At 38.5% G+C, this 18,253-nt stretch carries 19 protein-coding genes; 4 read left to right on the forward strand and 15 right to left on the reverse strand.

Annotated elements, in window-relative coordinates:
• Positions 1 to 7: 7 nt before the first annotated feature.
• The 13 genes from EHQ31_RS05405 to EHQ31_RS05465 all read right to left on the reverse strand — a co-directional run bounded on the left by EHQ31_RS05405 (position 8) and on the right by EHQ31_RS05465 (position 10,596).
• A complete protein-coding gene (locus EHQ31_RS05405) occupies positions 8 to 529 on the reverse strand; it encodes an NADH-quinone oxidoreductase subunit C (protein ID WP_135570273.1) in 522 nt (173 codons plus the stop codon).
• Entirely contained in the window at positions 526 to 1,086 is a 561-nt protein-coding gene (locus tag EHQ31_RS05410) for an NADH-quinone oxidoreductase subunit B (protein ID WP_100742528.1), read from the reverse strand. The genes EHQ31_RS05405 and EHQ31_RS05410 overlap by 4 nt, the downstream gene beginning before the upstream one ends.
• Complete coding sequence (locus EHQ31_RS05415) at positions 1,077 to 1,454, reverse strand: NADH-quinone oxidoreductase subunit A (protein WP_002981657.1); 378 nt, start codon at positions 1,452 to 1,454, stop codon at positions 1,077 to 1,079. The genes EHQ31_RS05410 and EHQ31_RS05415 overlap by 10 nt, the downstream gene beginning before the upstream one ends.
• Positions 1,455 to 1,569: 115 nt before the next feature.
• On the reverse strand, positions 1,570 to 2,829 hold the full coding sequence (locus EHQ31_RS05420) for a replication-associated recombination protein A (protein ID WP_135570274.1): 1,260 nt from the start codon (positions 2,827 to 2,829) through the stop codon (positions 1,570 to 1,572).
• 1 nt (position 2,830) lies between these two features.
• Positions 2,831 to 3,052, reverse strand: a complete 222-nt coding sequence (locus EHQ31_RS05425) for a hypothetical protein (RefSeq protein ID WP_135570276.1) — start codon at positions 3,050 to 3,052, stop codon at positions 2,831 to 2,833.
• Complete coding sequence (locus EHQ31_RS05430; RefSeq protein WP_135570278.1) at positions 3,053 to 3,637, reverse strand: YqaA family protein; 585 nt, start codon at positions 3,635 to 3,637, stop codon at positions 3,053 to 3,055.
• 49 nt (positions 3,638 to 3,686) lie between these two features.
• The gene (gene pth / locus EHQ31_RS05435; protein ID WP_135570280.1) at positions 3,687 to 4,253 is read right to left on the reverse strand and encodes an aminoacyl-tRNA hydrolase; all 567 of its coding nucleotides are present in this window, start codon (positions 4,251 to 4,253) and stop codon (positions 3,687 to 3,689) included.
• Positions 4,250 to 5,785, reverse strand: coding sequence for a (R)-citramalate synthase CimA (cimA, locus tag EHQ31_RS05440; RefSeq protein ID WP_135570282.1), 1,536 nt, complete (start codon positions 5,783 to 5,785; stop codon positions 4,250 to 4,252). Before cimA ends, pth begins: the two co-directional genes overlap by 4 nt.
• Entirely contained in the window at positions 5,782 to 6,057 is a 276-nt protein-coding gene (locus EHQ31_RS05445; RefSeq protein ID WP_135570284.1) for a Smr/MutS family protein, read from the reverse strand. Before EHQ31_RS05445 ends, cimA begins: the two co-directional genes overlap by 4 nt.
• 21 nt (positions 6,058 to 6,078) lie before the next feature.
• A complete protein-coding gene (locus EHQ31_RS05450; RefSeq protein ID WP_100717340.1) occupies positions 6,079 to 6,495 on the reverse strand; it encodes a response regulator in 417 nt (138 codons plus the stop codon).
• Complete coding sequence (locus tag EHQ31_RS05455) at positions 6,492 to 9,224, reverse strand: HAMP domain-containing sensor histidine kinase (protein WP_135570286.1); 2,733 nt, start codon at positions 9,222 to 9,224, stop codon at positions 6,492 to 6,494. Before EHQ31_RS05455 ends, EHQ31_RS05450 begins: the two co-directional genes overlap by 4 nt.
• A gap of 29 nt (positions 9,225 to 9,253) precedes the next feature.
• Positions 9,254 to 10,315: an A/G-specific adenine glycosylase gene (gene mutY, locus EHQ31_RS05460; RefSeq protein WP_135570288.1), complete on the reverse strand. Its 1,062-nt coding sequence runs from the start codon at positions 10,313 to 10,315 to the stop codon at positions 9,254 to 9,256.
• Positions 10,312 to 10,596 carry a hypothetical protein gene (locus EHQ31_RS05465; RefSeq protein WP_039937836.1) on the reverse strand — a complete coding sequence of 95 codons (285 nt, stop codon included), beginning with the start codon at positions 10,594 to 10,596 and terminating at the stop codon, positions 10,312 to 10,314. The genes mutY and EHQ31_RS05465 overlap by 4 nt, the downstream gene beginning before the upstream one ends.
• A gap of 141 nt (positions 10,597 to 10,737) precedes the next feature.
• Here EHQ31_RS05465 and ispG point away from each other — a divergent pair, with 141 nt between their 5' ends.
• Genes ispG through EHQ31_RS05480 form a run of 3 tightly spaced genes read left to right on the forward strand, consistent with a single transcriptional unit; the run spans position 10,738 to position 15,749 of the window.
• Complete coding sequence (ispG, locus tag EHQ31_RS05470; RefSeq protein WP_135570290.1) at positions 10,738 to 12,786, forward strand: (E)-4-hydroxy-3-methylbut-2-enyl-diphosphate synthase; 2,049 nt, start codon at positions 10,738 to 10,740, stop codon at positions 12,784 to 12,786.
• A gap of 42 nt (positions 12,787 to 12,828) precedes the next feature.
• On the forward strand, positions 12,829 to 14,514 hold the full coding sequence (locus EHQ31_RS05475; RefSeq protein ID WP_135570292.1) for a DUF2339 domain-containing protein: 1,686 nt from the start codon (positions 12,829 to 12,831) through the stop codon (positions 14,512 to 14,514).
• The gene (locus EHQ31_RS05480; RefSeq protein WP_135570294.1) at positions 14,511 to 15,749 is read left to right on the forward strand and encodes a hypothetical protein; all 1,239 of its coding nucleotides are present in this window, start codon (positions 14,511 to 14,513) and stop codon (positions 15,747 to 15,749) included. Before EHQ31_RS05475 ends, EHQ31_RS05480 begins: the two co-directional genes overlap by 4 nt.
• A 100-nt stretch (positions 15,750 to 15,849) precedes the next feature.
• Here the strand turns inward: EHQ31_RS05480 and EHQ31_RS05485 are convergent, their stop codons facing one another.
• A complete protein-coding gene (locus tag EHQ31_RS05485; protein WP_135570296.1) occupies positions 15,850 to 16,938 on the reverse strand; it encodes an alkane 1-monooxygenase in 1,089 nt (362 codons plus the stop codon).
• A gap of 12 nt (positions 16,939 to 16,950) precedes the next feature.
• Positions 16,951 to 17,454 carry a TetR/AcrR family transcriptional regulator gene (locus EHQ31_RS05490; RefSeq protein WP_135570998.1) on the reverse strand — a complete coding sequence of 168 codons (504 nt, stop codon included), beginning with the start codon at positions 17,452 to 17,454 and terminating at the stop codon, positions 16,951 to 16,953.
• 340 nt (positions 17,455 to 17,794) lie between these two features.
• On the opposite strand from EHQ31_RS05490, the gene EHQ31_RS05495 reads away from it, so the two are divergent.
• Positions 17,795 to 18,244, forward strand: a complete 450-nt coding sequence (locus EHQ31_RS05495) for a DUF1499 domain-containing protein (RefSeq protein WP_135570298.1) — start codon at positions 17,795 to 17,797, stop codon at positions 18,242 to 18,244.
• Positions 18,245 to 18,253: the final 9 nt, after the last annotated feature.

Raw genomic sequence — 18,253 nt, forward strand, 5'->3', positions numbered from 1 at the left:
CTACCGCCTAACCGGTAATATCCTCGTTCACATGAATGGTGAGTAAGTCTTCAATGAGATAATCTTGTCCCGGTCCCTCTAAAGGATAATCCTTACGAAGTGGATGACCTATAAAGTTATCAGGCATAATCAGCCTTTCCATTTGAGGATGGTTTGAAAAGGGAATTCCCATCAGGTCATACACTTCTCTTTCTGGCCAATTGGCAGAAGGAAAAATACTAACTAAACTTGGAACCTCTTCCCCTTCTCCCACAGGAACTCGAAGTTGCAAACGGAAGTGTTTGTTTTTAGGAGAACGAAGTAAATATACCACCTCGAACCTTGGTTCTCTTTTTCCAAGCCAATCCACAGAAGTAAGATCGTTTAGGTAAGTGAATGCAAATTCAGGATGATCCTTTAACGTTTGTGCAACGGTGGGAAGGGCTTCCTTTTTGATACTAAAATAGAGCAAATTGGTGTTTATGTCCCTTTGCGGGAGTAACACATCGGAAAACCGCGAGTTAAAGTATTCAGTAATTGTATCTTTCATGCCACTACGAGAGGTTTGTTACGTTCGTTGATTTCTTCGATTTTTCTCATCACTTCTTGGCGTCTTGCTTCTAATCCTTGCCCTTGGACTTTCTTTTGCAGTTTGACTAGGGCATCAAGGAGAGCTTCTGGACGAGGAGGACAACCAGGAACATAAACATCCACAGGCAGGATTCGGTCGACACCTTGTAACACACCGTAGGTGTGAAACATTCCCCCGGAAGAGGCACAAGCACCCACAGAAATTACAAATTTAGGTTCTGCCAATTGGTCGTATATCTGGCGTAAGACGGGGGCCATTTTATATGTGATGGTTCCAAGAACTAAAATCATATCGGCTTGGCGCGGTGAAAAGGAAGGACGTTCTGCACCAAATCGAGCGATGTCGTAATCAGCACAAGAAGTACTCATGTATTCAATTCCACAACAAGCTGTGGCAAAAGGATAAGGCCATAATGAAAAACTTTGTCCCCATTGGACTACGTTATCCAATGTAGCGACTTGGAACATGTCGCCAAACATCTCACCCGGTTTGGATAGTGTTTCTGTTAATCCCATTCCAGTGCTCCCTTTTTCCATATATAGTATAGACCCACAACAAGTATGAGTAAAAAGAAAAACATCTCCACAAGGAAGAAGGTACCAAGGCCCGCTTCTTTAAAGCTGATTAAGTTCACTGCCCAAGGATATAAAAAGACGGCTTCAATATCGAAGAGGATAAAAAGAACCGCAACAAGATAGAACTTAATGTTAAAGAGTCCTCTCGCATCACCGTAATAGGTAACTCCACATTCAAAGGTATCTTGGGGTTTTGATTTTTTCTTCGGATTGATGAGGAAGGCAAGGGTCAAAATCAGAGCGGAAAAACCGACTCCGAGTAAAAGTTGTAAAAGGATTGGCGCAAAACTATCTGGTGCAGAACCCATGTATGAAAATGCTCTCACGAGTGGGGTCGATTGTCAAGATGAGAATCATTTTCCCCTTTGTTTTCGTGTTAATTTCGATCGTTTGTAATTTTTGCGGCCGATTTGAGATATATTCTCAATACCGGTCCCCCCAAAGTCGCTCCAATTGTTCCTTTAAATTCTTTTCCATACCTTGGTTTGTCGGATGATAAAACTGCGGAATGTCTGGATAAAAATCAGTGGGAAAATAACGTTCTTTTAGGAAATGCCCTGGGAAATCGTGGGGGTATTGGTAATCTTTTCCTGCCCCTTCCTTCTTATGTGTGGCTGTGGGAGCATTACGCAAATGGTTTGGAATTTGAAATTCCCGTTTTCTTTCTCGAACCAACTGCAAAGCTTTGTCAATTGCCAGATAACTCGCATTAGACTTCGGTGCCGAAGCAAGAAAAGTAGTACATTGACCAAGCGGAATCCTTCCCTCTGGCATTCCCACTCGTTCCACAGCTTGCCAAGTGGCAATGGCTAGGGGAAGTGCGTGGACACTGGCATTTCCTACGTCTTCACTGGCAAAAATCAGAAGTCTCCTTGCGATAAAAAGTGGGTCCTCTCCCCCTTCGATCATCAGTGCCAAATAAAAAAGGGCGGCATCGGGATCGCTCCCACGAAGGGATTTGATAAAAGCAGAGATGATATCATAATGACTTTCACTGTTTTTATCATAAAAAATTACATTTTCACCCAAAATTTCAGCTAACTTGGATTCGTTGATACTTCCCGTGTCTTCTGTAAAACTTAAAATCCGTTCTAGATACCCAAGGAGTTTTCTGGCATCTCCTGAACTTCTACGAAAAAGTTCCTTTTTTAAGTCCTCTGGAAATTTTTCCTTGTGATTGAGTTTGGTAAGACAAGTTTCAAAAATCGAATTTTCTTCTTCTTCTGATAAAGTGGTAAGTCGATACACTAGCATCCTAGAAAGGAGAGCTTTATTCACACGAAAACTTGGATTTTCTGTGGTTGCCGCAATTAGAATGATTTCTCCCTCTTCCACAGCGGAAAGAAGAGCATCTTGTTGTGAGGAGGAAAACCTATGAATTTCATCTAAAAACAAAACGATGGTTCCCCTGCGTTTGGCTTCTTCCAATACTTCCCGCACTTCTTTCAGACCACTGGTCACACAACTTAAATAACGTTTTTCTAAACTCCAACTTTGTGTGAGAAGGTGTGCTAAGGTAGTTTTTCCAGAACCAGGTGGGCCGTAAAACAGAATGGAGGTGGGTTTAGTGATGGCTCTTAATGATTGCACCACTTGAGCCTGTCCAACAAATTCTGACCAAGACTTGGGCCGAAGTGCGTGGGCCAGTGGGACTTGTTTGTTTTGTGAAAAAAGGGAGTCCAACTTAGGTGTTTTCCAATTCTTTTTTTACCGCCATATAACAATTGTATATGGTTTCATTACAAACATCACAACCGGAATTACAACAAATAAGAGACCTTTCCGAAACCTTTCCTTCCACCAAATTTTTCACAAAAGCAGCAGTCCGATCAGGCAAAAAGAAAAATCTTACTTTTTCTAAAATTACCTCATCGACAGTTTTAGGAAATAAACGTTCTTCTGACATCTATCCTCCAGTGATCCACCCCAAATACATGGCATAAAAATATACTGTGACTCGCACAAATCGAAAGAGTGAGCCGAGTAAAAATAGCGAATAACGCATCTTAAAGGTTCCCACCGTATAAGCCATCCAAGAATAGGGAACGGGAGTAAGGGCACTTATAACCACGGCTCCCAATCCATATTTTCGTAGATACGGGAGGAGTTTGTCTTCGTAATGTAAAACCATTTGCCGACCTAAATGAAACTTGGGGATAAGATACAATCCAACAAAGTATGCTAAGGATCCACCAATGATACTCCCAAAAGACATAGAGAGAATGGTTTTTAAAGGATCCATTTCTCCCGTGATGGCAAGCATTAGAAAAGCATCGGGAGGAACAAAAGCAGGCAAACTATCGGAAAGAATCATTCCCACAAAAAGCCCCAAATAACCAAAGATGCGGACAAAGTGTTCGCTAAATCCGAGCAGTTCCTTTCGAAAGAAAAAAGCAAGTCCAAATACAATCGTAAGCACTATCACAATCGATAGAATGGTTTGGAAGATAAGGCTACGAAGGTTGATAAAAGTTTCTTTGTCTTTTGTCATAAAATGAAATCTCTGGCAAATTCACCTTGTTTTGTTAAGAGTGATCCACCTAACCTCCATTTTCTTTTCGGATTAAATTGCGATTGGTTTTGACCCAATCTTCAATTTTAGTAACCGATTCCTTGATAAGTGCATCCAAACCGTTTTTTTCTTCCGAATTAAAATTTTGTAAAACAAAATCAGCCACTTCCATGCCACCTTTTTCTGGTTTGCCAACTCCAAACCGTAACCGGTGGAATTCTTGCGAACCTAGTTTTGCCACGATATCTTTTAGTCCGTTGTGGCCAGCCGTTCCGCCGCCAATTTTATTTTTTATCTTACCAAAAGGTAGGTCCACTTCATCCTGAACGACTAAAATTTGGGAGGGAGGAATTTTATACAAATTGGCAAGAGTTTGAGTGGCTTTTCCAGAAAGATTCATAAACTCTAATGGTTTCAAAAGATGGACTTTGTCTCCGTCCAGAGTATGAGTTGATTCCATATATTTTTTGGAATCTTTGAAAGAAACACTGAAACTACTCGCAAGAGCATCCAAGATCATAAAACCAATGTTATGGCGAGTGTTTTTATATTTATCCCCTGGATTCCCAAGGCCCACAATGAGAAAATGAATCATACGTTTCCGAGTAAAATATGTAACAATCGTTCTGTGGCTTTCACAGCTGCCACTTGTTGGTCAGAGTCAATGCCGATAGTGCGAATGGGATGCGTTTCACCTTCCACTTTCCAAGTAATGACAGTTTCAACTAAAGCATTGGTATTTCCTCCGGGAGGAATCCGAACTTCATAGTCGTAGAGTTTTGGAATTTGGATATTTAATTCTTTTAAAATTTTACCAAGGGCATTCATAAACGCATCGTAACCACCGTCCCCTTCTCCCTTTGCCGCGTAATCCTTCCCTTGGAAATTCACCTTTACTTCGGCCTTTGGTTTGACTCCGATCCCACTCGTTACTGTGCAAGTCTCAATACGAAAACTTGCTTCCAGATTTTCGCCAGTGATATCAGAGATGATATAGGGAAGGTCTTCCTTGGTGACGGTTTTGTTCTGATCTCCCAGTTCAATCACCCTTTCCAAAACTTTTTTTTCAATTTCGGGGGAAAGAACCATACCCAACTGTTTTAAATTTTCTGTAATGCTTGCTTTACCAGCTAACTTTCCTAATGCGTAAACCCTAGATCGTCCAAACCTTTCAGGCAAAATGGGATTGGCATACAAATTTCCTTTTTTATCTCCATCGGCATGAACTCCGGCAGTTTGTGTGAATACATCCTCACCAACAATCGGTCGGTTATCCGAAATGCGTTTCCCAGAAAAAATCGCCACAAGCCTTGAAGCATTGGTGATTTCTTTTTCCACTATGGAAGTTTTAAATTTTGTTTTGTCATGGATTGCTGTGACAACAGCTTCTAAAGGAGAATTTCCGGCACGTTCGCCAAGTCCATTCACAGCCACATGGAGCCCACGAACCCCCGCTTGTACTGCTTCCAAACAGTTAGCAACTGCTAAATCATAATCATTATGTCCGTGGAATTCAAACCATAGTTTTGGGAACTCTTTTACAAGATCAGTAATGGCTGTCCGAACTTCAAAGGGAGACAAAACACCCAAAGTATCAGCCAAATAGAATTTTTGAATCGGAAACTTGGATACAACACTTAAGTATTCTAAGACGTAATCCCTGGAATGGGTGTATCCATTTGACCAGTCTTCTAAATAAACATTTACGGCGATTCCAGAAGCAGCTGCAAATTCGACAGTTTTCTGGATGTCTAAAAAATGTTCTCTTGGGGTCTTTCGAAGTTGGTTTGTTAGGTGATTGAGCGATCCCTTTGTGAGAAGATTAAGAACCCGAACCCCGGTCCCCTTCATCCATTCGACAGTTTTATCGTAATCAACAAATCCTAAAATTTCAATACGGTCTAACAAACCTTCTGATTTGGACCATTCCACAATTTTTTTAACTGCTTCAAATTCACCGGGTGATACACGAGCGCTAGCGATTTCCACTCGGTTTGTTTTTAAATCCATTAACAGGTGTTTTGTGATATTTAGTTTTTGTTGCCAAGAAAATGAAACACCGTTGGTTTGTTCCCCATCTCGCAATGTTACGTCGAGGATTTCTATACTAGAGTTTGGTTCGGTCATGATTTCAATCGGTTGATGTATTCTTTGGAAGGGGCAAGAATTTCCACAATCGTTGCACCCGGGTTTGACCGAAACATTGGATCGGTCTCCACTAATTTCAGAAAACCGCAAGACTCTACGTAGTCAATCGCCATTCTCCGTAGGATTCCTTCCCCAATTCCATGTAAAATTTCGACGTACGATTCCCCATCCATAAAAGCATCATGGAGTTCTCGTTCTAACTTGATACGAGCTTCTTCAAATCGGAGTTTGCGGATGTAGATGGTACGCACCTTACGTCCAGAAAAATGGACTTAGGTCAAATTGCAACAGAAACGAACTGCATCTAGCAATTCTCTAGTATTCCAAGGTTTGGAAAAAATGGCATAGGTTTTTGCTTCTTCCTTCACACGGTTGATGGCATCACGATCCGCATGGCCTGAAATCAGAATGGACTTGATATGTGGGTATTTTTGGTGGACTTGGATGAGAAATTCGTCTCCTCGCATTCCCGGCATCAACCAATCAGAGAGAATGAGAATGACTTCCACTCCAGAACTGCAAAGGTCATCGATCACTTCCATAGCTTCTTCTGGATTTTGGGCTGTTTCGTACGTATAACCACCACCGATTTCCCGTTTTAGTTCTTGTACGAGGGAAAGGAGCAGGATCGGCTCATCATCCACGCATAGAATTGCGTTTTTTTCGGTTTGTAGCTGCGTAATATTCAATCTCGTTCCCCTTCCATTACCTTTGGTAAATACACCCTAAATTCCGTTCCGTGATCGTCTGACGTGAATTCAATTTTGCCCTTCATTTTTTCTACGATTTGTTTACAAATGTCAAGCCCAAGCCCAATCCCTTCTCCATGTTTTTTTGTAGTAAAAAAAGGTAAAAAGATCTTATCACGAATCTCTGGGGAAATTCCTTTCCCCGTATCCCGAATGGATGTGATCACAGAGTCCGCACTGGAGGTAACTGAAATTGCCATTTTCCCACGATAATCCATTGCTTGTAATGCATTATTAATAATATTAATCCAAACTTGGTTGAGTTTATCTCTTTCCGCCAAACAATAATCAGCTGTATTATATAGTTTGGTAACCTCTACATCATTTTTTATCTTTGAATGGTATAAAGTTAGAATTGAATCTATTTCGGTAGGGATATGAACATTTTGAAACTCTGTTTCTGTTTCTAAACGATCGGTGTATAAATAATGTTTGAGAGCATTCACCACATGAGATGCTTTTTCGGTCGCAGTTTGAATTACATATACTAAACGGTATAAACTACCTAAAATATGTACATTTTGTAAGATTACCCCAGACTTTGGTTTTTTTAGGACTTTAAGAAGTGGCTCATCGAATTGTAAAATTCCAAGAGAGGTCAAATCTTCCATCACCTCTTCAGGATTCTCAATCTGGTATGAATTCAAAATACCTAATCTTTCTTTTTTTTCAGCTCGGTTGAGTAGACCAGAATTACGTGATCCAAATGAAAAACTTAGTTGGAGTAAATAACGAAAGTTTTCTCTTTCAGAGATATCTAAAGATTGCAAAAACTCTGGTAAGTTAGTGATATCATTTTTAATAATTTCTGACATAGCACGAACACTTGAAGTGATAGCACCTAGTGGAGTATTTAATTCATGAGTAATCCCAGCAGCAAATTGCCCAAGTGCAGCTAGTTTTTCACTCAAAAGTAGTTGTGTTTGTGTATTATGCAAATCGATTAGAATTTTTTCTTTCGTTTCAATCATTTCCAAAAGACTACGATTACTTTGAATTAACGCCTCAGTCCTTTCTCCAATTTTTTCTTCTAAATTTGAATTGGTTTCCATCACCAAACGTTGGCTTTCCTCCACGCGTTCAAAACTTTGTTTTAGTTCCCTTGACATAAAACGAAACGCTTCTGATAAATCTTTCAGTTCAACAATCATACTTTCGTCTACGGGATAATTCCAATCTCCTTTGGCTAATGACTTAGAGGCTTTGGCAAAGGAAAGAACAGGTCTTGTTACAAATTCTGCAACAAAAGCGGCAAGTAACAAACTCAAAAGAATGGCCCAAGCAAAGACCATTGCTGATTTACTGTTACCAGTAAGGACTCCACTCAAATAAAAAGAATAGGGAAACAAAGTGATGAGATAAGTTTTTTCTTTTAATTTTGGATGGGAATACACAGTAACCATCGCATTCCAGTTTTCACGTGAGAGAGGTTTTTTTGTGACTACAGCAAAACTAAATCGTTTTTCAGAAGTATTAATTTCATTTCCCAACTTTTTGAGTTCAACCCTGGCTATTTCCAACAATCTTGATTTTCCACGGTCTGAGGCAAGTGATGCCAACGGATTTAAACTTTCATCTAACAAATAAACTTTGCCTTGTTCATTTACTTTGGAGGAATCAAGAACTTTTCCAAGGCCGTTTGTTCCACTGAATTCTTTACTTGTTTCAGGAAAGGAGGACAAATATAGATCTAAACTTAAATTAATATTCTTTGACCATTGTTTGTGTAAAACCTCTACCATTTGAAAGGCTGATTGTTCTGCATTTTTTAAAGTTACATAAGCAGTAATACCAACGAGAAAAAGCACCAAACCAACAAAAGGTGCAACAATAAACAACTGTAACGAAATCCCCGTTTTAAGTCCCGACTCCGATGCTAATAAATCCAATTCCTTGGGTCCCGATTTCCAAACCATTTGTGGCTCAGAAATGGTTACTTCTTTCACTTGTCCTGGAACCTCTGCCCAAAAAAAAACGAACTTACGGACCATCGGAAAAGTGATAAACATAACCAGGGGTGCGAGTATCCAAGTAATTCCCGTAGTAAAGAGAAGTGCAGAGCTAATGGTATGATAGGAAATTTCTGCGCCAAATTGTTCGGAACATAAATAACCCCATAAAAAAGGCTCTAGTAGTAAAAACAAAAGTACAAATATTAGATAATAAACCCATACGTTGGCCTTACGAAAATTAGGTGATTTTCCGATCAATTGGTAGGAAATCCAAAACAAAGAAGGATTGATAAAGTATCCAGGTAACCAGTCCCATAAAAATTCAGGAGGAACTCCCTCCATCAGATCAGATAAGCCATAGGCAAAGGGTACAGCCAGGAGTGCCGGGAATCCAAAAAAATTCAAACAAAGGAAAACAGATAAATCCTTTAAACTTTCAAAAGTTTGTGCACCGGGAATTAAAACTATGGAACTCCCCAAGTATCCGGTAATAAAGATAGTCACAAAAGTAATGAGAAACCAATAAAAGCTGGTTAGGTTCCAATTCCAAACCTCTCTTGAGATTCTTAACGATTTTCCATTCCGAAACGTAAAACCAGTAAATGCGAATATAGCGATAATTGAACCTAGTAAAAAAGAAAACCGACCCCAAACCTCTAAAATGGGCAAAGGGATGTTGGAAACAAGTCGTTCAATCCAAACAATGATTTCGGCCATAGCCCATGAATCGTAACGAACTATTACTTTTAGTAAAGCAAAAACTTTTTGACTTTAGAAGCAAGAGAGGAAGGGAATTCCGAATCCAAGGAGGAAAGTGGGACCCACTTACTTTCGACTCCAAAGTTTTTTGCCAATGTTTCTATCTGAGTTCTCTCTTTCAAACTTTGACGATGTACAAAAAATTCCATTTTATGGTGAGTGATGGTATGTTTGAATTTTCCAACGGAAAGAGGACTTGGACACCATTCTTTTAACGCTAAAAAAAATGGTGTAGGTTCATAGGTTTCTTCGGGAATTTCTCCCATAAATCCATAAGGCAAATGAAACATATCTTTCAAAAAACGCATTTTAGGTTCTTTTACGAGTAGGATTTTGTCCGTGGAATCAAAAACCAAAATTTCAGCACTCAATTGAATTTGTTTTTTTTCTTTGACCCTAAGAGGAATTTCTCCCGTCATTTGATGAATTCTCGCATAACAAGATTTAGATAAGGGGCATAATAAACATTTGGGAGATTCAGGCAAACAAAGTGTGGCACCAAGCTCCATCATGGCTTGATTATGGTCACCAGGATAATCTTTGTTTAAAAAACCATCTGCTTTTTGTTGTAAGTCAAAGTCGGCTTTCGATCCTAAAATATTTTCACTATATCCAAAATAACGAGAAAGAACTCGTTTGACATTTCCATCTAACACAGCAAAAGGCAAGTCATAAGCAATAGAAAGAATGGCTCTTGCCGTATAGTTTCCAATTCCAGGAAGTTTCAAAACTAAATTTAAATCTTTAGGAAAAGATCCATTATAATTTTGTACAAGAAAAATGGCTGCCTTTCTTAGGTTACGTGCGCGGCTATAATACCCAAGCCCTTTCCAATAGGCAAGAACCTCTTCTTCCTCGGCAGATGCTAAAGACTCTGGTGTGGGAAACCGATTCATAAAGGATTCATACAGAGGAAGCATGGCATTCACACGAGTCTGCTGCAACATCACTTCAGAAACCCAAATAGGATAAGCTTGTTTTTTCTTTCGAAACGGAAGGTCCCTTTTATGAATTTGGTACCAGTCCTGTAGTTTTTTTTGTGGGCTCAAGTTTCCGAGTCTTGGATACTATAACGAAGAAAGGTATTACAACTTCCTTCTTCTGTATAACGAACCAAATCATAATCTAAACGAGTGGATCGGAAGAATTTGGAATGTGCCAATCGTTCTCGAATTTCTTGACGGATATGATCACGAGCCTCTTGACGTTTGTCGTAATGGGCAGGAGAAAGGATTTCACTTTTATAAGATAAACTCCCCTCACGGTAAATCGCCACCGTAACCTGCACCCGGTATTTTCGCTGTAATCCTTGTTTTACTTCAGTATTCATCGTATCAAAAAAAACCGGTTTTTCTTCCTAAATAGATTTTCGGTCTGGGGGATAGGGAAATTGAAACCCACAGATTTTTTTCATACTGCTTGCCCAAAATTTCGAATTTAATTTTCTAGATAATGAGAACATAAGATTCAAATGAGCACCAAATATAACGAATCGCCATTTTTCTACAAAAGACGCCCTACTCGCGAAGTGATGGTTGGTACTGTGGGAATTGGAGGTAAAAATCCAATTCGTATCCAATCCATGATTACATCTAACACCAGAGATACGGAAGCAAGTATCAAACAAATTGCTGATTTAGAAAAAGCAGGATCAGAAATAGTTCGCCTAACAGTACCTAGCCAGGCAGATGCGGATAATTTACCAAACATTCGAAAAAGAATGAAAGAATTAGGACTTAAAGTGCCACTTGTTGCGGACATTCATTTTACACCGCAAGTAGCACTCAAATGCGTGGAATGGGTTGAAAAGGTGCGAATCAATCCAGGAAACTTTGCAGACAAAAAAAAATTTGAAATCATCGAATATACAGACAAAGACTACAACGAAGAATTAGAAAGAATTGAAGAAGTATTTACTCCCCTAGTCCTTCGTGCTAAGGAACTGGGAGTTGCTATGCGAATTGGAACCAATCATGGAAGTCTTTCTGATAGAATCATGAACCGGTTTGGAGATACTCCTCTCGGTATGGTAGAATCTGCTTTAGAGTTCATTCGGATTGCAGAAAAAAATTCATATAACGACATTGTTGTCTCCATGAAAGCATCCAATCCGCAAGTAATGATCCAAGCCTATCGAATGTTAGTTTCCAGGTTTTATGATTTAGGAATGGATTATCCTTTACATTTGGGTGTGACTGAAGCAGGCGATGGAAAAGATGGAAGGATTAAATCAGCCATTGGTATTGGCAGTTTACTCGAAGATGGACTGGGAGATACCATCCGTGTTTCACTGACAGAGGATGCCATTCATGAAATCCCTGTAGCCAAAGAATTAGTTCGTAAATACAATGATTTGTTTTTAAATGAAAAGAAAATATCCTCTTTTCCCAACTCTCCTTCACAACCAGGAATGACTGAAAATCGAGATACGATCTATACTGAATTTCGGGATCCATTTCAATACTCCCGATTTTATTCCAAAGAACTTAGTTTAGGTGAAACAAAACTGGGAGATTCTTCTCCGGTTCGGATTGAAATCTGTTTTCCTTTTTTTGGATCTGAATCAGCGGAGGAAGTCCTCCACCTCATCCAAAGAGAAAACAAATCAGGAAGAATTCCTGAGATGCTCCACTTTGCCATCCATTCCGAACTGGATTTGATATCTTTAGGCACAATGGTGCGCCGTGGATCTTTTCCCTTACCGGTATCTGTGGAACTATCAAAAGAACTGACTTACCAATATGATAGTTTGGCCGAAGACCTATACCGCATCCAAAAGTGGGTGGTAAATCCTCAGATATTTTTTAAAGAATCTGAAGAGTCTTGGGATGACCTTTTGGATTTTGTAAGTCGTTTTGCCAAAGACAAACGTTGTGTGGAGTGGAGTATCGAAGCCGAAGACATTCACCTAACAGAAAAAATTGTAAGAGAATCAAAAAAACGGAAAATAGAAAACCTGATTTTTTCTGTAAAAAATGGGGATTTACTTACAGTTCGAAAACTGGCATTTCATTTACGAGAATCCGATTATCCCATAACCCTTGCCACCCAAACACAAGATAAAGAAACTTTGCTCTATGAGTCGTCCATCCAAGTGGGTGGAAGTTTGCTAGATGGAATTGGTGATGTGGTTCGGTTGTCCTTTGGCGATGGTGAACCAGAAGAATCACTAATTTTAAGTTTTGATATTCTTCAAGCAACTAGACTTCGCCTAACAAAAACAGAATATATTTCATGTCCTTCTTGTGGCCGAACTATGTTCGATTTACAATCGACAACGGCGATGATCAAAAAAAGGACAGGGCATCTGAAAGGTGTGAAAATAGCCGTAATGGGATGTATTGTCAATGGTCCCGGAGAAATGGCAGATGCCGATTTTGGATATGTTGGTGCCGGAATTGGTAAGGTTCACCTCTACAAAGGGAAAGAAATTGTAAAAAAAGGTGTTTCGGAAGAAGAAGCAGCAGACCAACTCATCGATCTTATTCGCGAAAATGGTATGTGGAGTGATCCAAAATAAAAAGTAGTTCCCCTCTAACCACGGATGTGAACCATTTCCTCCGTGGAAGAAAAAGAATCTAAAGATATCCTTTCTAGGATCCAAACGATGGAAAGGGAACTTTCTTTTTTAAAAGAAAGAGTCCTTTCGCAAACGAATACACAGTCTCCCAAAAACCAAACTCCCCCTGTTTCGAAACCAACTCCTGTCCTAAATCACCAAACAGAAGTAACGTTAGATGAAGGTCCGAATTGGTTTGTACAGTGGATTGGCGAAAATTTATTTGTTAAGTTAGGAGTGTTTTCACTTCTTGTGGCAACCATTTGGTTTTTCTATTTAGCCATCGAAGAATATTGGATCAACGAATCTGTTCGCATTTGGATTGGGCTTATCTCAGCCATTCCTATACTTATTTATGGATTCCGTGTAAGGCATTCAAGGCCTTACCTTTCCCCAAGCCTTCTTGGACTTGGAATTGCGGTTTTATTTTCCGCATATTATTCTGGCTATCTCTGGTATGATCTTTATTCCACAGAAACCTGTTTTGTAGGTCTCCTCATTCTGAGTTTAACTACTGTAGCTATATCCCATGCCCAAAAAAGCGAGGTATTATTTGGATTTGCGTCTCTTGGTGCATTTTCAGTTCCTCTCCTTTTGTCGACAGGCCAAAACTCATATCCATTCCTATTCACTTACCTACTCCTTTGGAATCTTCTTTTTTTCTGGGTAAGAAAAGATAAAGATTGGAAGGTAATTCCTTTATTACTTCTGGCAGCAAACCACCTAATCTTCGTTGGATGGGCAAGCGACCATTTAACCGACGCTAAACCTTTTTTCCCAATTACCTTCCAATTAGGTGTTTTTATATTATTTTTATTACGAGAATTTCAAACTTTAGAATCCGCAAAGTCAAAAGACCAGATTCTTACTCTTGTAACCATTGCATTTACAGTAGGTTTAGGATTTGTTCAATCGTTTTGGGCCTTCTCAATTTTTTATCCAATCGCAAAACCTTTTTTACTGAGTCTAATCCTAATTTTGTTTTATGGATTGTATGAACGTTCCCTCAGGCGAACAAAACTTAATTTAGAAAAGAAAAAGCTATATGATTTGATAGGTCTTTTTGGGCTGCCATTCATAGTCAGTTTGATTGTCATTGGAACCACTGGAAAATTTTTAGCATTTAGTCTAATCAGTTTTGCCTTTCTTGTGACCGTTGCCTCAACTTATTCCAAACAGCTGTATATGTATTTCGCTGCATTTCCTGTTTGGTTTTTTGCTCTGTTTTATATCTTTGCATTCACCTATCGTTCTCAAAACGAAATTCCGTTTCTCAATGGTCGTTTTTTGGTTTTTGCTACAGGTTCAGTTTATCTAGTGCTTTCTTATCTTTATAGCAGAAAGTTCTCAGACTTGTCTAAATTATTTTTGTATGCTGCTTATCCTTACTGGTTACTCGGAACTTTCGTTGAAATATACTTAGGATATCCAGAGGAGAAACAATTATTTCTATATACAGTCAGTTTGATAGTCTATGGACTCGTTGCTTTGACTGTTGGATTTGGAAAAAAAATCCAAACCTTACGATACGTTGGATTTGGATCATTAACTCTTGTTATCATAAAATTCTATTTATATGATTTCTGGAATTTAAGTTTAGGATATCGAATTTTAGCAGGTCTGTTTTTAGGAATCACCCTCATCGTTACAGGAACGTTTTACAACCATTTTAAGAAGGAAACAAAATGAAGTTTAAATATTTACTCCCTATTCTATTATTTTTTACCATTACAACACAAGCGACAAGTCGACCCCTTGCAGTCCAAAACTTTAAATACAAAAAAGAATTAAAATTGACTGGCAATCTTTCCCCTAACGGAGTTGTAAAACTCATGTTAGACGAAGATATTTACAGACACTCATTTTATGGAGACTTACGATTAACCTACAACGGAGAAATCATTCCCTATTTTATCCAAAATGCGGAAGAAATTTCGAAAAACACAGAAAAAGTAAAACCAGAATTATTATTTTCCAAAAAAGATGATTTGGAGATATACGTATTGGAACTTCCCAAACTTCCAGAAGGATTGAACTATACTAAACTATCTGTTTCGAGCGCTTATGACTATGAGACATCCATTACATTAAAGTTAGGTGACAATCCAGACCAATTTGTAGAATCGAAAACAGTTTTTTTATATAAATATGGAAGTCAAACATCTGGTGAAATTGATTTAGGATACACAAAACATCGTTTTGTTCGTTTGGAAGCAGAACCTGGATCTGATTTAAAATTTCCATCAGCGTTTCGTGCCAAACAAACCAAAAATCTATATTATGAAAAAACACATACAGTTGCGGACCCTGTCCTTGCCGAAGACCATTGTCAGTTTTTATTTCCCAATGAATCTAAGTCCGCTTTCCAAATTTTGAAATTACAATTCGCGGAAGAAAATTGGGAACGAATGGTCACGGTCCGAGGAAAAATTAACAAAAAAGAATGGGAAACTGTATTTGATGGAACCGTTACACATAAAAAATCAGAAGGTGTTTATTCGGAAATACCACTTTCCAAAACGATCACTTCCGAATTTGAAATTCAAATTTACGACGGAGAAAACGAGACGCTACACCTAACGAATGTAATCTCGGTGCAGCCATTAGAAGAGATTTATTTTTTTGCAAATGCGGAAGGTTCGAAAGAGGGATATGCACTCTATTACGGGAACCCTTACCAATGGCCTGCCAGCTTCGATCCTTTTTCATACCCTTCGAGTGAAGCTACAAAGACCAATGAAGTAAAACTAGGAACTCTCTTAATGGAATCAGAAAACCCCGATTTTAGTTTTAGTGTTCTCTACCCACCCATTTCTGGATATCTAGCAACTGGATTCTTTTATTTGGGAGTGCTAGCTTTGTTATTTCTTTTATTTTCCATTTTAAAGAGTAAAAGGGCCGTTCTTACTGAGACCGAATCATAAGACTACAAAAACAAGTGACTCACGAAATAACCTTTTCGTGAGTTCGATTTGAAATTCACTAAGTTATTGATAGTGAAAAATTATCTGAATTCAATTTGCATTAAGATCGAAATGCCGTTTTCTTTTCCCATGATTCCAAAATAGGATTCATCATGGAAAACCAAAGTGGCGGAAATAGTGCAATTAAAATCATAACTTCATAACCAAAGGGTAATTGGGGTGCCTCATCAAAATGTCGCAAGGTTTGGTATCTTCTCCCGGCATTCGCATGATGATCAGAATGCCTTTGTAATTGGAAGAGAAGTGCATTGGATACAAAATAATTTTGGTTCCAAGAATGGATAGGTAATACCTTCTCAAATTTGCCATTAGGGTTTTGAATTCTCTTTAAACCATAATGCTCTATATAGTTAGTAAGTTCTAAAAGAGAAAATGCGATAAAGGATTGAAAAAGTAAAAACGCGAGAATATCCAAACGAAATCCCTTTCCACTTCCTATAGATCCCAAAACTACCATAGTCGTTAAAAATAAAATGGTAATGACCATATACCAAATCATCTCATTGCGATAATGAAATACTCCAAGTCCGAATTTAGATAATCTTTTTTTCTCTAATTCCCATGCGGAACGGAAAGCTCCCATTACTGTTTGCGGAAAAAACTGGTAGAAGGATTGATTTTTTTTAGAAGAAGCAGGATCATCAGGTGTGGATACATTAGTATGATGTCCTCTGTTGTGTTCTATATAAAAATGCATATAACAAACAGTCATATAAATCATTTTTGCAAGGAATTGTTCATACTTCGTATTTTTATGACCTAGTTCATGACCTACTGTAATTCCAATCCCACCCGTAACGATTCCCACGGCAAGGGCAAACAAAATAAACTCAGTGGTTGTATGTGGGAAAAAACTAATGCGATATACAGACCAAATTACAAATATTAGCTGAACATAAGCCCAAGTTTCTGTCAGATAACGAAAATAAGAATCGTTTTGTATTTTTAAGAAATCATTTTCAGATGGATTTGATTTATCTCTACCAAGTATTAAATCAAGAACTGGTAAAACTATAAAAACAGTAATAGGAACAATAATATAACTAATTCCCCCTTCTGCTTCGGCAACCACAACAAGAATTGGTAAAACGTAACAAAGTAAAAAACTCAGTCGTTTTGTAAGAGTCATATAATTATCTCCTTATTCTTTGTTTTGGAACAATACCTTCAAGTTCTCCAATCCTTCAAATAGTTCAGGCCAATTTGTATTTTCAGTAGCTTTATTTTTTAAAAACAAAGCTCCCAGAAAAAAAGATAAAAAAGCCTTTCCACTCATGACATTGGCATTGGCTGGAAAGAATCGATCCAAAGCTCTTCTATACGTTGAAAAAGAATCTTCCACCAACTGTGATAACTCGTTAGATTCACTTAGATGCCTCTTTACATCCACAGCAAGCAACATCAGGTTCATAAAATGATCTTCTCGCGAAGCGACAAAATTCATAATGTCAGATAGACCTGAGTGATTTTCTGAAAGTTCGGTAATCTCTCTTGCATCAATTGCGACCAGTTGTTTTACCATCGACTCAAAGAGAATCTCTTTGGTAGGAAAGTAATGATAAAGAGTTCCCGTGGAAACTCCCAGTTCCTTGGACAATTCGCGCATCGAAACCGATGACACACCTCTCGTCACAAAGATTGGCATACATTTTGTCAAAAGTTCTGCCCGGTAAAGATCGTGGTCGACTATCTTAGGCATCGGACCGATTCCTTTTTTATATCGAACGTTTGATATAAAATATTACTTTCACCACGAAATGTCCACTCATTTTTTGTAATTACATCCAATTCCCAATTATTTCTTTTTTTTTCCATAAAACTCTAGTCCTACCCCTAACCAAAACACGATACAATGCGGATTTTACAGGAATAGGCACCAGTAAGAAGTATGGAAGGGAAAGTTCAAGCGAGAAAAGACAGGTGATTTTTATGACTTTTAGGAAACAGGACCCGTCCAATCTGATAAACCACAAGAGAATGATCCAATGAACAAAAAAATCCCGATGCTCTTTCCTGCGACTCTACTTCTTTTTATATTTGCCTGTACCGGAACTAGGCCAAGTTTTTTAGGTGTTAAGTCAGAGAAATTGGCTGAATGTCCAGGAACTCCCAATTGTATTAGCAGTTTTGCAAATCCCACAGACAAAGAACACTACAGAAGCCCACTTCCCTACCAGAAACCTTTAAAAGAAGCTGTCCAAGTATTAAAAAGAAAATTGGAACTTTCACCACGTACAAAAATCATCGAAGAAAATCCTAACTACATTTATGCAGAATTTACATCACTCATCATGCGTTATGTGGATGATGTAGAATTTTATTTTGATGAAAAAAATAAACTCTTACACTTTCGGTCTGCTTCTCGACTGGGGAAATCAGACCTAGGTGTGAATCGAAAGCGAATTGATTCCATTCTAAAGGATTTAGAAATTTAACAAACGCGG

The organism is Leptospira montravelensis (assembly GCF_004770045.1).
Classification (GTDB): Bacteria; Spirochaetota; Leptospiria; order Leptospirales; family Leptospiraceae; genus Leptospira_A; species Leptospira_A montravelensis.